This window comes from Kosakonia sacchari SP1 (assembly GCF_000300455.3).
GTDB classification, from domain to species: domain Bacteria; phylum Pseudomonadota; class Gammaproteobacteria; order Enterobacterales; family Enterobacteriaceae; genus Kosakonia; species Kosakonia sacchari.
Map to the genome: position 1 here is coordinate 4,516,328 of NZ_CP007215.2, position 14,495 is coordinate 4,530,822.

The following is a 14,495-nucleotide window of genomic DNA, read 5'->3' on the forward strand; positions in this document are numbered from 1 at the left end:
GTTCCCCGCCGGGATCCTGAATAGATACATAGAGTTAACCGTTAACGGTGTAGCGGATATGCAAAATAATATCCGTCAGGCCGGTCAGGAGATCTTTCTGCTCCCCGGTAATGTCAGGGAAACTCAGCACCAGCGTGCCGCTGTCATCCACCGGGATCCCTTCAAACGGCAACGCGCGTTCATCATTAAAATCGAGCTGGAACTGGCCGCTGTCGTTCATACCGTGCGTGACGGCAAGCGCATTACATCCCTGTGGCAGCACCACGCTGCCCCCGTAGCTGAGTACCGCCCGGATATCCTGATAAACCTCTAGCGGTAATACCAGCGTGACGCTGATCTGCTTGATACGGCGGATGCTTCCTAAACCCACCGGGTAATCAGACAGAATATTCAGATCGGCGAGCTTAATACTGGCCTGTAACTGATCGCTGGCTATTTCCAGCGTGTTACCGCCGCTGCCTGCGCTACCCGAACCGCTGCCCACCAGTGATTGAACCGTGGTAGCCAACGCAAAGGATCCACTCGACAAGCCACTGTAAACATCTCTCAGTGAGACGGTTTTCTCGATCTCAGCCATACGTGAATCCTGTTCAGTCCACGCCTGCTCCATACGCGCCAGCCCCAGCAGCAGCGTCTCACCGGCCATAAAGCCCAGCCAGTTCGCCTGCCAGGCACCCGGTTTGATAAACGTGGTTGCTTCATCACTGAACCGCCACTGCCAGGCGCGTTGCGCCTGCAGGCAGCGGGCGACAGCCACGTCATAGTACTGGTAGTAAACCGAGGCCAGCGTGCCACGCAGCCAGCTGTACAGCGCCTGCCCGCTGAACTTGCCCTGCAGCCAGTCCAGCTGCGCCTGCGTCTGCGCCAGCTGGGTTTCCACCTGCGCTTTCTGGAGTTCCACCCCTTTACGGCGCACCGACAGCGACGCCAGTTGGGCATCGATCTGCTTCATTTCCGCTTCCGCACTGTTACGCTGGATCTCCCACTCCTGGCGGCGACGGCGGTAGATTTCCGACCGGGAAATTTTATCGCCGGAAATCCGCACACCGTCGGCAGCAATGTTGACGCCGATAGCCGTGGCTCTCAGTATCGCGCCATAGTGACTTCCGCCCCCTGCAAGACCATAAATATTGGGCACCATATCCAGCGCTGCCGCCCCCATATGCAGCGCACTGGCTGCTCCGGCGATGACAGATGCATCCATCAGCAGATCCATCGCCTGGGTTTCGCCGGCATTGACGTTTTCATCGTACAGTTGCCGGTAGCTGTTGCGTCTCTCCTCCGCCCCCTGGCGGCTGGCTGTCAGCGCATCTTTATCTGCATCCAGTTCGGTCAGGGCATGTTCCTGTACCGCAATACTCTGACTCAGCAGCGCCAGCCCCTGGTTCTGTAACAGCAGGGACAGTGCTTCCGCATCCTGGCGCTCGGTGATGGACAGCAGGGTGTTGCCAAACTGCGTTAACTGGAATACCAGACTCCGCGCACTCTCCAGCAGCGCCGGGAAGCGCAGCAGCGGCAGCGCCACTGTCGGTAGCGAATCCCCGCCGCTGGCGGATGTCACCGCCGCGCTCAGCAGCGCCGACGGACTGGCCGCAGCGGCATACACCGGCAGGTACAGCGGCTGGCCGTCAATCGACAGGTTATGTCGCAGGTTGTACAGCCGCTGGCGCAGTGTCTGCCAGTAGCTGCTCAGTCTGTCGTTCATCTGCGGGTAGAACAGCCCCGTCAGCGAATTCGCGGTACGAGTTAGATCTTCCGTTACCGTCGCTTCGCGGATATTTATCATCTCCAGCTGGAAGGACTGGGCCAGCGTCTGGCTGGCGGCATCCCCCAGCACCGGGTTCGACCAGCCTCCGTTGACCAGCGCGTCGGCAGGTTCATCCCCCAGCAACTGCAGCGCCTGCACATACCACATTTTGGCTTCATTGAGGGTGTCGCGCTCCAGCAGCCGGTAGGCCGCGTCGCCGCGGGCTATCAGCAAATCCAGCACCCGCATAAAGGTGGCGACCTTGTAGTGCATCGGGTCAGACTGCGCCACCGCGTCCGGGTCGACGGAGTCGGGCGGGTCCGGGTTCCACGAGGTGTCCTCCTCCAGCGGGCGCACGTTCCACGTCCACGTCGCGAGCGTACCGTCGCTGGTGTAGTAGCCGGCCGGGTTCCAGATGTATTTCATCCAGGTGGTGGCGTCATCGAACTTGCTTTCGTGCAGCAGGCGCTGGAACGCCATTGAGGGTACGTAGAAGAACATCTCCCAGAAATAGAGGGCGTTGGCACCGGCGAAATCCATCGGTTCGGTGCTCTGCGATATCAGAACTTGAACAGATATATCTCGCGTTGTATTGGCGCCTGAATTCGGGACATAGCCTGTCAGGGAGAGGTCAGATTGCTGAATATAATTAAACACCCCCTGATAAAATGTCCCCTGCTGACATGTCAGAAAGACCGCAAGACCCCAGTCCCTGTTTTCTGGAAACTGAACGGGATCGCCATAGGCCGTCTGGGATGTCGGAACAAAGAGTTGCACCGTAAAAGGCGTTTCTTTTAATACGCCGGACCAGAAAGGATATCTGGTGGTGCTATCAGGAGAAGAGCTGGGAGAAATACTGAATTGTACATTCGGGTTCGAGCCATGCACATCTGCGTTATAAGCTGGAAACGTTACGCTCACATAGCTGCCTTTACCCAGCTTCGGCTCCTGTAATTGCTGGGTTTCCATCGACAGCACCGCATCCAGCCCCAGGTTCGCCCTGGCCACCAGTTGACGGGCGAACAGGGTATTAATACGTACCCGGTAGGCACCGCGCTGTAGATACTGTGCCTTGGTACTGGTACGCACCAGCAGCATCTTGCGGATGTCAGTCGGTACCTGATACACGGTAATGGTCGCCTGCTGTTCACCAACAGCCTGCCCCAGGCTATTTTTTGCCGTAAACCGCACGGTGACCTCAAGCTTCCCGTTGCGAAAATCTGCGACCGGGAAACTCATTCCACTGGCTTCAAAATGGTAGGTTTTATCTAAGTCCGTGCCGGAGACGGATGTTGCACTGCTCCCGTCCAGCGTTGCCCCCCTGTCGCTGACAGGAAGCTGAGAGTGATATCCTCAGGTTCTATAACGACAGTAAAATCAATAAAATCCGAAAAATCCTCGAGGGACAGGTAATAGTCGTAAACAGAAGCGACATCACCATGGCGAACCGATTGGCTCAGATCAACATCCGGGACTGAGGCTTTAAACAGGTCAAAATAATCTGTCGTGCGGGGATACGCTGGCAATAATACATATTCATCACTGAAAAATGAATTCCACAGTATATATGCCCGTAAGGTACGAGATGGATAATTCTCCAGCGGCTGATAAAGTTTTTTCTCCGTTTTAACCCATATTTCGTGGGTAGAGGGAACAAGGATGACAATATACCTGGCATCATTCGGAGTATATGCCTGCAGCAGACGGCCTGGCTTTGTGGAAATACGGCAAGCCACATTCAGTAACCCTGCTTCCTTAATTACATCGATCCAGTTCTTTTTGTTATAGCCGAAGCTCCCGCTGTCAAGTGGGCTAACGGTATACCGGAGATCAGCAGTGGCATCGATCTCGACTTTTTGTGTCTCCTTATTAAAAGCGAAGCGGGTTATTTGATAGCGCCCCCCGGTCATCACCGACATGCTATCATCGCCCCAGCTAGAGCCCAGCCCTCCGGCCGAATAAGTAATATCACCTTCAACGAATGGGAAATTAACCCGCAGCTCACTCTGGGTGGAATACTGCTGCCAGACATAAGCATGGTAATAATTCGCATCAGCAAACGCGGTAAGCTCATGCTCGGCTGATATACCTATCCCCGAGATGGTCTGATTCTGGTTCTCCGAGTCCGTCGCTGCAGGGGTATAAAACAGAACAATGATTATCGAACTGTCCTCTGCATTGCTGTTGATACAGAGGATATTTTTTGACGACAGCGCGCTGATATCCGACGCCGGTAAATACGCCGACAGCGTCGCGCTTATCGGTGTGCTCCAGCTGCCGTCATGGCGCAGATAGGCAAAGCTGAGAAAATTACCCGCCTCTGTCTCGGTCACCCACACCACATACAGCCGGTCATTAAACACCACCGGGCGCACCATGTTGTTGTACGCCGCAATGCCCGAGCCGATTTCCAGCCACTCGCTCCACGCCGTTGCCGGGTATTTACCGTCACTCAGCATCGACTGGTCCAGCGTGCGCCAGTAGTATTTCTCGCCCTCCACCGTCGACTTGCCGATAAACCACGTCTTCCCTTCCGCCACGCTCACGTTGTCGTGGTACGCGCTTATCACGTCCAGGTTCGCAATCTTCTCAAACTGCGTCATGTACCCCGGAACGCATCCCCCACCGTGTCCGCACTCAGCTCACTCTGCCCCAGCGTGTTCAGCATGCTGTCCATCATGCTGGTCTGTCCCGTCCGCACCGTCGGGTCAATGTAGTTCTCCGGGTAATACACCAGCTGTGACACCCCCGCCCACGTGCTGTACCGCTTGTTGTAACGGTCCCAGTCCGTGAAGAACTGCCGCGACAGCACCGCCCGCTGCGCTCCCTGCTCCTGACCGTTCTGGCACCGGTTCACGTACAGCTGCAGACTCGCTATCGCTTCCGCCACCCGCGTCGTCGTCACCTGCGACGACACCAGTCCGTCTATCAGCAGCCACGCATACAGCTGCTCCCGGTCTGTCACCGCCGTGTTCCCCGCCGTCCGGATGTAATAGCTGCTCAGCGCCGCGCTGGTCCGCTCCTCCAGATGCTGCTGCAGCGCCGTCGTCTGCGCCGCGCTCAGCCCCGCCTGCAGCAGGTTGCTCACCGCCACCCAGTCCGCATACACCGGCGTGCTCCCCGTGCTCCCCGTGTACCTCAGCGCCACCAGTGCCTTCACCGTCGACGGCGCGCTGTTCAGCGCCGCCGAAAAGTCCAGCCACTGCAGCGTCACGTCCAGCGCTGTCAGCGACGTCACCGTACTCCCCGCACTGCTGTCCGCCAGCGCCAGCGCCTCGTCCACCGCCTCACGGCTCTCTCCCAGCGCCTGCCCCAGCAGCGTGGTCGTCAGCTCCCCCTCCACCAGCGCCGTCAGGACCTGCTGCGCGTACGCCCCCGTCTGCAGTATCCGCCGGTTCACCCGGCTCAGGCGCTGCACCGTGTCCAGCGTCAGCGTCGCCACCGTTGTCCCCGCCGCCACCAGCTCCGGCTTCGCCACCAGTGCCGCCAGCAGGTAATCGCTGATGCCCGTTTTACGCACCAGCAGCGTCAGCTGCCCCAGTATCTGGCAGAACGTCACCAGGCTCACCGTCTCCGCCGCCGTCCGGTTATCTTTCAGCACCAGCGTCGCGAACCCCTGCACGTCCGTGCCCCCCGGTTTCAGCCGGTCAAGCCAGCGCAGGATACTCTCCGCCTGCCCCGTGAAGCCCAGCTGGCTGCCCGCCGCAATCGCCGGCGCCAGCTTCGCCACCAGCGTGTCCGAATCCAGGTCCGCCGCGCTGATGGCCCGCGCAGCGTCGCCACCAGGTTCCCGATTTCCGGCGTCAGCACCGTGCTGTACTGCGTCGTCACCATCAGGTACAGCTCACTCACCGTCCAGCCCTGCCCTTCCAGCCAGCGGGTCATCCCGTGCAGCCAGCTCACCAGCGTGGCAAATCCTCCGGCATCCAGCCCGCTGAGCGGGCTCTGGCTCCACGGCGACACCGACAGCAGCAGGCTCAGTTCCGTGGCGCTCAGCCCGTGCACCTCCGCCAGCAGGCGGGTGCGGTACAGCAGCGCCAGGTTCTCCGCCGTGGCGGTGAACCCCGTGCTCCCCGCCGCCACCTGCCACAGCACCGGCAGCTCCGCGCGGTGCACCTGGCAGCCCCGTTTGATGACGCTGGTGCGGAACACGTTGTCCGCATCCGTGGCATTCCAGTCCACCGCCGCGCCGTCGGCTTCAAACGCCCGGTTATTGAGCAGTGGCGTGTTGAACAGGGTGGTGAAGTCACTCGCCTGGCCCTGTACCCCCACCGCGCTGATATGCCCGCCCGCCAGCACCAGTGCGTCCCGAAACGCAGGCTGTAGTGCTGCCGGTAGAACAGGCTGAGAAACGCCAGCGTCAGCATCCCGGTGTCAAACAGCTCCGCTCCGGGGTGGTTGTACACCAGCAGGTACATCTCCTGCGGGGTCAGGCCCGTGGCTTTATACAGGCGCAGGATTTTATTGAGGTACAGCAGGTACTGTTGCGAAGACAGGGAATATTCCCTGAAATCACAATAATCACAGAACCAGTTGTTACCGGCAGCACGGGAAATGTAAATGGTGACGCCCGCTTTCACTTTATCTGGGGATAATGTCACCGGGATACTGATATGCTCATTGGGTTTCGGGATCCTGCTGGCACTGTATAGATCCGAGCTACCCTTCCCCGTTGTTCCGATACGCAAAGTAGGATAGCCAGTGTGGTAGGAAATACTGTTAAAATTCACCAGATAACTGTCACCTCCCTGAGGGATAAGTTCCAGATAATTTAATTCGTCGTAATTACTGGTAGAGGAACGAATAAGCTGGCGGATCCCGCCAGTGGTGCTGTCACTGCCTGAGTCCATATCTGTCAACATATTGTTCAGGTAATACTGCACCGGCGCTGAGTAATCACGCTGCCCCAGCAGGCTGGTCAGCGTTAACACGTCCTCTGCGGGAATATCATAATATCCGGCCAGCAGGTAAGCATTCAGCAGACGCTGTATGTCTTGTGTACCGAAGTTTTCTGTGTATAACGCCGCGGCATTACCGGCGGTGATCTCCTCAGTCAGAATGCGATACAGCTCCGGCGAGACATCCGCCAGGATCGCCAGCAGTGAAGACAAATCTATCTGTTGCGCGACATCCGGGCTGGCCTCCAGCGCCGCCAGCGTCGGATCCTGCAACAGGATCGCCTGGCGTGCGCCCTCATACGGCAGGTGGTACGGCGTGTTACCGGACAACCGCCAGGTGGATAACTTCTCCATCACCGTGTCATCGTCGGTTCCCTCACGGCTGACAATACTGCTGAGCACAATGTCATTGGCTATCGACAGCGTGCTCACTTCCGCGTCCATATTGTCCTGGCTCAGCGCCAGCCGCGTCAGATCCGGGCGGCGGTTGTCCAGGTGGCGGGTATTGTCCGTGGTGTGCAGGTCGCGGGCTTCGCGGTACAGCTCCGTCAGGTAACCCGCCGGGGAGAACATCGACGCCACCGAGCCGGCAGCGACATACTGCTGCGACCGGCCACCAAACTGTGCATCGTAGTCCCGCTGGTTACGGCTCTGATCAATCGCCAGCCTGACGGCTCTGGTCAGTTGCGGGTTGGCACGGCTCAGGATACGCGACTCGGTCTCTTTGTTTTTTTTCAGCGTGTCGCGGACCTGTTTACTGAGGTAATTCGCCTCCCCCCAGGTCAGGACATCCCTGTAGGTTTCACGGATCTCAGCCGCAGAATAGGGTGTCAGCGAGGACAGCAGCGTGTTCGCATCCAGTGTGCTGGAACGGGTGGTGTTAATTTCACTCAGGATGGTATCAATATCGTACATATGGATTCCCCTCAACGTTTTTAGAGAAGGCATGCTGATACTTATGGAATAAAAAGCGCAGGAAACGAGGCCGCCATAAATAATAAAATGACGTCCTGTCCCAAAGAAATGCCGGCTAAAGAGCCGACAATTAAGGGGATGTGTTTACTACGCTATTAAATAGCTTTGATGTTCAAGCAGATATCCATTACCTCACAAAGGAATGTACAAATGCATGGTCGGTCAGGAAAGATGAAATACAGCGTAGATTATCATTAAGCCTTATTTCAAGCCGCGCTTTTTCGACATAAGACAAAACTCACAAAAATATACTCTTTTAAATTCATTGTCCTATATAAATAATTAAAGAAAACCAGGATTAATCACTTAAAAAAAGAGGAATCAAATAAGATTTTTCATGGAATTTTCGCGCAACACGCCCGGCACGCCATCCACATTACAACCGTGATAAAATCGTTACTTAATGAAATTAAAAGGCAAAATAAAACAAGCGAAGTGTAATTTCAAAATATGCAAGAATCATAAAATGGACATTAATTATTTTCACAGCGTTTACCCAGACGGGAAAAATAGGGGGAGGGAATATCAAAAACTGGCAATGAAAATGTGTAAGACACCTAATGAAATAAGAGAGTTAAAAAGAAGTGAAGCGCAAAGTCCTCACTTCTTTAGGGTTCAATGTTGCGCTAGGTATTGTTGCACCAGTTCGTTACCGGCAACACCCATCACATTGAATTGCTTATATTCGCTCTTATCAAGCACTCTGACATACTCATCGCCATGGTATAAATGCCCGGCGCTGTGGAATATTTGTAGCTCTTTTTTCCAGTCCGTCAGCGGGATATTCCCGATGATTTCCCACTCACCACTTTTGAGGCTATCCACCGCCGCAAAGATCACCTTAGTGATGCCTCGTGAGTTTTTAAATTGCAGAAACTCATCGTGTTGTGGAATGCTTTTATCGGCCTGAATGCTTAGTACGCCAAATGCGAAAGCCTTTTTAAAACGCCCTTTCAGCGCACAGACGATCTGACATACGGCAAACCGGCCATCGGCGGTTGGGATCAGAAAGATATCACCTTCCTGGTATTTTTGACTCATATGCTACCCCTTATGATAGACAGCGCGTCTTGTAAGATTTCTTTACCCCATGCTGAGCTATCGCCAGCGATTTTATACGTGGGTGCGTTTTTATTTCCGGGGCGGTAAGACCGGATATCGTTCAATAAATTCGTTAAAGGATTCATCGATTTAGCGCCACCATGCATACCTATCAGTTTTTCTTCCAGATATTTAGCTTCAGCTTTGGTTAAGTTGTTGTCAAAAATGATCAGCTGTTCCAGATGCGATTTACCCGGCGTTTTGGCATGGGCGTTTAAACGGGTTGGCGCATCGCCGCGCCCAACGTAACGGATTTTGCCATTCTCGTGCAGAATATATAACCCTTGCCCTTTCGCACGGTTGTATTTCTTCCTCGAGCCACCTGGCGGGCGCGTAGACGGTAGACCCAGACATCGCTGCAAGCCGAGCGGATCGCTCCATGCCAGCGGATTTGGCGCGTACTGATACACGCTAACCCCCGCCACCATGCCCACGGGATCCTGGCTGATATAGGCCGCAATGTTCGGGTCGTAATAGCGGTAGCGGTTGTAGTGCAGCCCGGTTTCTACGTCGTAATACTGCCCCTGAAAACGCAGTGGGTTGTCAATGCGGCTGGCGTAAACCTCGCCTTTCTCGCCCCAAATGCCGCTTTTCTCCGACCAAACAATCTCCCCTTGTGGCGAGGTCAATCTGACCGGCGCACCGTTGGGATCGCAGTGATAATGCCAGCTCTGCTTTTCTCCCCCTTCTTGCGTCAGTAACGCCAGCGGCCAGAAGCTGTCCGGGTAGTAGACATATTCCCGCATCTCACTGAACAGTTTGGCCTGCGCTTTCTGCCGTTTTAACCTGCCGCCGGTATCGAAAATGCTGAGCGCGGCCAGAGGCTCCTGTAACTTAGTGACCGTCTCGCCCGCCAGTACATCATCCTGCCAGTAGAACCAGCGTGTTTCGCTCGCCGTCTGCTTGAATACCCGTCGACCCAGGCCGTCATAGCCATAGCGCACCAGGCTGTCGCCTTTACGCACGGCGATCAATTGGCGGTTGTCATCCCAGACAAAATCCTCTTTTTCGCCTTCACTCTGAATATCCCGGCGCTGGCGTAGCTCCCCGGCGCGGTCAAACACATAGCGCACGCCGTGGTGAATGCCTTCACGAAACCAACCGCCCGCGCTGTCATTCACCTCATGCGTTTGCGTCTGCAACTGATTACCGGCGGCATCCTGCACAAATTGACGTAGCGCGCCATCGGGTGCCGTGTGCGCCGTCAACCGCCCCACCGGATCGTAACTGTAACGATCGCTGCCCCACAGGCTATCTTCCCGTAACGTCAGATTCCCGGCGCGATCGTAAGCAAACCCACTGGCGAACAGCGGTAAATCCTGTTGCAGCACCTGCTGGGTACTGAGTCGCCCCAGCCTGTCGAAACTAAAGGTACGCAGGACATCATTGGAGAGCTGTTCGCTCACACATCGTCCGGCCTCGTCGTAGGTAAACAGAATGGGCACATCGTCGTTAAGCTGTATCTGGCTCAGCCGTTCATGCGCATCAAGGTGATAACGCACCTGGTGACCACTGTCGCTTTCGCGTTTTAGCAACACACCGCGTTCGTTGTAACCGTAGCGCAGTTGAAAACCATCCTGCTCTTCCAGCAGTACACGTCCGGCATCATCGTAGCGCCAGCTCAGCCGCCGCCACGGGTTTTCACACAGCACCATCCGCCCACAGGGATCGTAATGGTATTTCACCTGTAATGTGTCGCCGCTGCGCCGCTCCGTCAGCCTTCCCCTTTTGTCATAGCCGTAGCGCACTTCGCGACCCAGCGGATCCTCACGACGTATCAACCGGCTGGCCTTATCCCAACCGTAACGCGTCACCTGCCCCCAATAATCATGCTCTTCCGTCACCCGCCCGAGCGCATCGCGCGTCAGTTGCCAGCGTTGGCCATTTTGATTTACCACCGTCACCAGCCGATCTTCCGCATCATAAAGGAAGCTCAGTGTCGCGCCGTCCGGGGTTTCGCAGGCCGTCAACATGCCGCTGCCGTTATAGCGAAGCTGCGTCGTTCGCCCCAGCTCATCGGTGTAACTGACCGGGTCATCTTCGCGATCGTAGACAACGCGTATTTCACCGCCGGCCGGATCGGTGGTCGCCACCAGACGGTCTTTCATATCCCAGTGAAAACGGGTTGTACCACCGCTTTCGTCAATACGCTCCAGCAGCGTTCCCCGTACCGAGTGGCGAAGCTGTATCGCGCCTGCGCCCGCCTGTTCAATCCGTTGCGGAAAGCCATAACGATCATACTGGTAGCGCGTGGGCGAAATGCCGGGCACATTCGCCGCGCAAAGCTGCCCAAACGCGTCGTACTCATAACTCGTGGCGACACCGGTGGGATCGATTTCGCGGGTAAGATTACCGGCCTCACTGTATTCCGATCGCCAGACCGCACCTTTCTCATCGGTAAGCGCCAGTAATTGCCCGTCATCGTCATAAACCGCCTGAATCACGCAACCATCAGGCATCTGTTCGGCGGTCATGCGCCCCTGTTCGTCATACTCCCAGCGGTGCGTGTTGCCGTCCGGCTCTGTCACTTCCACCGTGCGGCCAAAATCGTCGTAGCGGAACACGGTGTTGCCGCCCAACGGATCGATTTCCGAGACTGGCAGGCCATGTTCGTCAAAGGTGATACGCGAAACAGCGCCCTGCGAGTCGGTGACTTCCACTTCGTTGAGCAGCGCATGGTACGCAAAGTGGTAATCCCAGACCCCGCCATCACCCCAGGCGTGGATCACCTGCCAGGCCTCGTTGTACTGGTAGTGAAACCCCTGTCCATTGCGATCAATATGGCTGACCATACGGCGCTGCTGATAAACAAAACGGCGCGGATGCGACAGCGTATCGATCTCCGCGCTCAACTGACCGTAGGTGTCATATTCGTAGCGGGTAAGCGGCGTGACCTCTCCGTCCAGCGCATTATGCAGACGCAGAGTATGCAGACGATTTCTCTCCTGCGTGACGAGGATATCGCGCCCGGTCATCCCAGCATGGGTAAACTCGCGAATTTTCCGTAACTCGCCCTCTTCCCGCTTAAATCGCCAACCGTTGCCGCTACGATCGACAATTTCGCCAATCGGCAGCGCGCCCTGCTTACCGTTAAAGTGCAGCTGCGGGCCACTTTCCTGATCCACTACCCACAGCACTTCGCCATCACGGGTTTCCCGCCACAAGCGGCTGCCCTCAGGCAAACCGTTAATGGCATGTTCGCGCCCGTCGTTCTGCGGCAGAGCGGCGAATAAGGTCATCCCTTCCGGCTTCGTCAGCATCGCGACGCCCTCTTCCGCCAGCACATCGAGGCGGATATCTGCCGGGGTTGACCAGCCAAAGCCGCACAGCCCTTCGACCTCAATATCCGCCGACGAATAGGTTCGCGTCCACGCCAGTGGCAGACGGCCCGCTAACAGGAAATCCTGCTGTTCCAGGCTGACGCTGCCGTCGCGAATATCCACCGGTTCAGCGCGCAGCACGCGGCACTTGAGGAAGCCAGAGTCCATATTACGAAACAGCTTCTGGCGCAGCTTGCGAAAGCGGCGCATAAACAGCCGCCACTTCGGCGTTTTCTTCAGTTTCTTGAAGCCCTTGCCCAGCCCGCTTAACCCGGCGCGCATTAGCAGCGCCATCAGGTTGATGGTCGGCGGGCCGCCAACCAGCACGTTATTGGGTATGGCGAGGTTGAAGGTGAGCGGGAGCGTGAGAGAGAGCGGTTTTGGCTTGGTGGCGCGCTTGAGGCGAAACGGCGGCACCAGGCCAATAATGTTGCAGCTCAACACCGGCATACCGATGCGTGAGAACGGCTCGCCGTCCACCGAGACGGTTTTGCTGCCCATAAACAGCTCGTCTTCAATCTGCGGGCCGCCCGGCGCGCGCAGCGGCGGCACCCACACACCGCCGACCGGAATATGCACCGCGATGCCGCCCGTTCCTGCACTCGCACGCTTAATGCTGTTGACGTGCACCGTGGTGCCAATCAGCGGCAGGTAATCGAACACGTCAAAAACAATGCCGATATGCGGCGTTGGCAGCGGCCACGGGTAGGTATGAATATCCAGCCCGAGCTGCGGATCGAAGTGCGCGCCGGAGTGCATAAGTCTGGCCTCAGAACATGGCGCGCAGTAACGCGCGCAAGAACGTTCGAACTTCTGTTGCCATCTCGCTATCAGACAGGCTTAAAAACAGCAGCGCGAGCAGCGTGACGACAACAATAATAATGATGCGATTTTTCATAGCGGGTTGCTTCCTGCAGTGTCAGATAACGATGCGTCATGGTTGCCCCAGACGGGCAGGGTTTGCCACTCGCCGGGGGGCGCATCAAAGGGGTGAGCGATCTCCGGCAGGCCATTCCAGTGCGGGTGTAATTTTTCCCGCGCCAGCCGGATAATGCGGCGAAAACTCTCATCGCCGCGACGAATCAGATTTTCCCGCTCCTCGCGGATCACGGTAAACATGGCCTCAAGTTGTAACTGCAAGCGGCTTTCGGTCTGCCTAACTTGCGCAGCGGTCGGCTCGGCGGGCAGCGCCGCTTCGGCCTGCTGGATCAGCCGCTGTTTTTCACGTTGCCAGCGCGCGGCACAGGCTTCGAGCGCCTCGGTACGCCGCTTATCGTGCATACGCAATAAATCCTGAAACACCAGCGGCAGCGTGGTCTGGCTGCGTTCGGGCAGCGGCACGCTTTCCGCCGCCTGCACGGCACGCGCGTACTCTTCCATCGCCGTCGGTCGGTGACCAGCAAGCCACAAACAAAAACCGGACATGCGCCAGCCTTCCATTTCAAATACCGGATGGGGAATGGCCTGCGCTTCCAGCGCCGCCTGGCGATAGCCTTTCGCCGCTTGCAGATGGTCTTTCTTCGCGAACCACGCGCCCGCTTCACCGAAGGTGCTTTGCGTGCGTAACTGCCCTTTCAGCGCCGGATCAGGGATCTCGCCAGAGAGCTTTTGCGCCTGCCGGTAGTGGGTGACGGCCTGTGCGTGATCGCCGCCTTTTAACCAGCCACCGGCTATCAGGTTGTGCATCATCGCTTGTTGATCCGCCCAGCCGCGCCGCTGCGCAATGCCCAGCGCCAGTTCGCCGCGCGCGGCGACTTGTGCGGCACTGCCTTTTTCCAGCAGCAGCATCGCATCCGCCAGATAGCGGCGAAACAGCAACCGGTCGGCATCGCTGTCCGTCTGTTGCTGCGCGGTTTGGTGCATCACCCGCATGCCATCCACTTCGTCAACAATCAGCTGCACCACGCGCGGATGCGCCTCATATAACGGCTGCCAGATCGGTTGCTCCAGCGTATCAATCAGCAGCAAACGTGGGGCGTCCGCGACCTGTTCCAGCCAGCCTTGCAGCCAGCGTGTTAGCGCGCTTTCATCGCTGACGCCGGAGGGTTTAAGCACCAGCACCAGGTAACGGAGATCCTCGGCGAAGGCCTGCGCGAAACTCTGCAATAACGTGTTCAGCTGCGCCGGGGAGTAACAGGGCAGCCAGGGTTCCGCATTCCATGCGGCGGCATTTTCGGTGGCTTCGTACTGTTCAACAAACTCGCGCCCCAGCGCCTCGCTGTAGCCATAACCAGTTTCGAAAGGGGTATTCAGCCCAAGAAACAGATCCGGCAGTGTGCGGCCTTCAGGATGTTGTTGCAGGGCAATAAAGGCATCCAGCAGCGATTCGCCGCCCGCCGGAACGCGCCAGATAAACAGGCGGGTACGCGCGGCGTTCTCGCTGGCGTCCAGCCAGCTTAGCTCCAGCTCGCTCATCACTTTCTCTGTGGGGTTCTTTGCCGCGCTCATTCCGTG

General features: G+C 57.1%; 9 protein-coding genes. All 9 read right to left on the bottom strand.

Translation table 11 applies throughout. The features are described 5' to 3' along the window. Positions 1-34: 34 nt before the first annotated feature. Positions 35-2,986 carry a Tc toxin subunit A-related protein gene (locus tag C813_RS44355; RefSeq protein WP_025263761.1) on the bottom strand — a complete coding sequence of 984 codons (2,952 nt, stop codon included), beginning with the start codon at positions 2,984-2,986 and terminating at the stop codon, positions 35-37. A 29-nt stretch (positions 2,987-3,015) separates the two neighbouring features. Further along, positions 3,016-4,350 carry a neuraminidase-like domain-containing protein gene (locus tag C813_RS44360; RefSeq protein ID WP_025263762.1) on the bottom strand — a complete coding sequence of 445 codons (1,335 nt, stop codon included), beginning with the start codon at positions 4,348-4,350 and terminating at the stop codon, positions 3,016-3,018. After that, on the bottom strand, positions 4,347-5,477 hold the full coding sequence (locus C813_RS44365) for a neuraminidase-like domain-containing protein (protein ID WP_025263763.1): 1,131 nt from the start codon (positions 5,475-5,477) through the stop codon (positions 4,347-4,349). The genes C813_RS44360 and C813_RS44365 overlap by 4 nt, the downstream gene beginning before the upstream one ends. Beyond that, a complete protein-coding gene (locus C813_RS47265; RefSeq protein WP_148661082.1) occupies positions 5,387-5,842 on the bottom strand; it encodes a hypothetical protein in 456 nt (151 codons plus the stop codon). The genes C813_RS44365 and C813_RS47265 overlap by 91 nt, the downstream gene beginning before the upstream one ends. Next, on the bottom strand, positions 5,740-7,560 hold the full coding sequence (locus tag C813_RS44370; protein WP_025263764.1) for a Tc toxin subunit A: 1,821 nt from the start codon (positions 7,558-7,560) through the stop codon (positions 5,740-5,742). Before C813_RS44370 ends, C813_RS47265 begins: the two co-directional genes overlap by 103 nt. 675 nt (positions 7,561-8,235) lie before the next feature. Next, positions 8,236-8,661: an immunity 26/phosphotriesterase HocA family protein gene (locus C813_RS44375; RefSeq protein ID WP_017459462.1), complete on the bottom strand. Its 426-nt coding sequence runs from the start codon at positions 8,659-8,661 to the stop codon at positions 8,236-8,238. Further along, positions 8,658-12,800: an RHS repeat-associated core domain-containing protein gene (locus tag C813_RS44380; RefSeq protein ID WP_017459461.1), complete on the bottom strand. Its 4,143-nt coding sequence runs from the start codon at positions 12,798-12,800 to the stop codon at positions 8,658-8,660. Before C813_RS44380 ends, C813_RS44375 begins: the two co-directional genes overlap by 4 nt. Positions 12,801-12,810: 10 nt before the next feature. After that, the gene (locus C813_RS47655) at positions 12,811-12,939 is read right to left on the bottom strand and encodes a hypothetical protein (protein WP_017459460.1); all 129 of its coding nucleotides are present in this window, start codon (positions 12,937-12,939) and stop codon (positions 12,811-12,813) included. After that, on the bottom strand, positions 12,936-14,489 hold the full coding sequence (locus tag C813_RS44385) for a hypothetical protein (protein WP_017459459.1): 1,554 nt from the start codon (positions 14,487-14,489) through the stop codon (positions 12,936-12,938). The genes C813_RS47655 and C813_RS44385 overlap by 4 nt, the downstream gene beginning before the upstream one ends. Between the last annotated feature and the right edge of the window lie 6 nt (positions 14,490-14,495).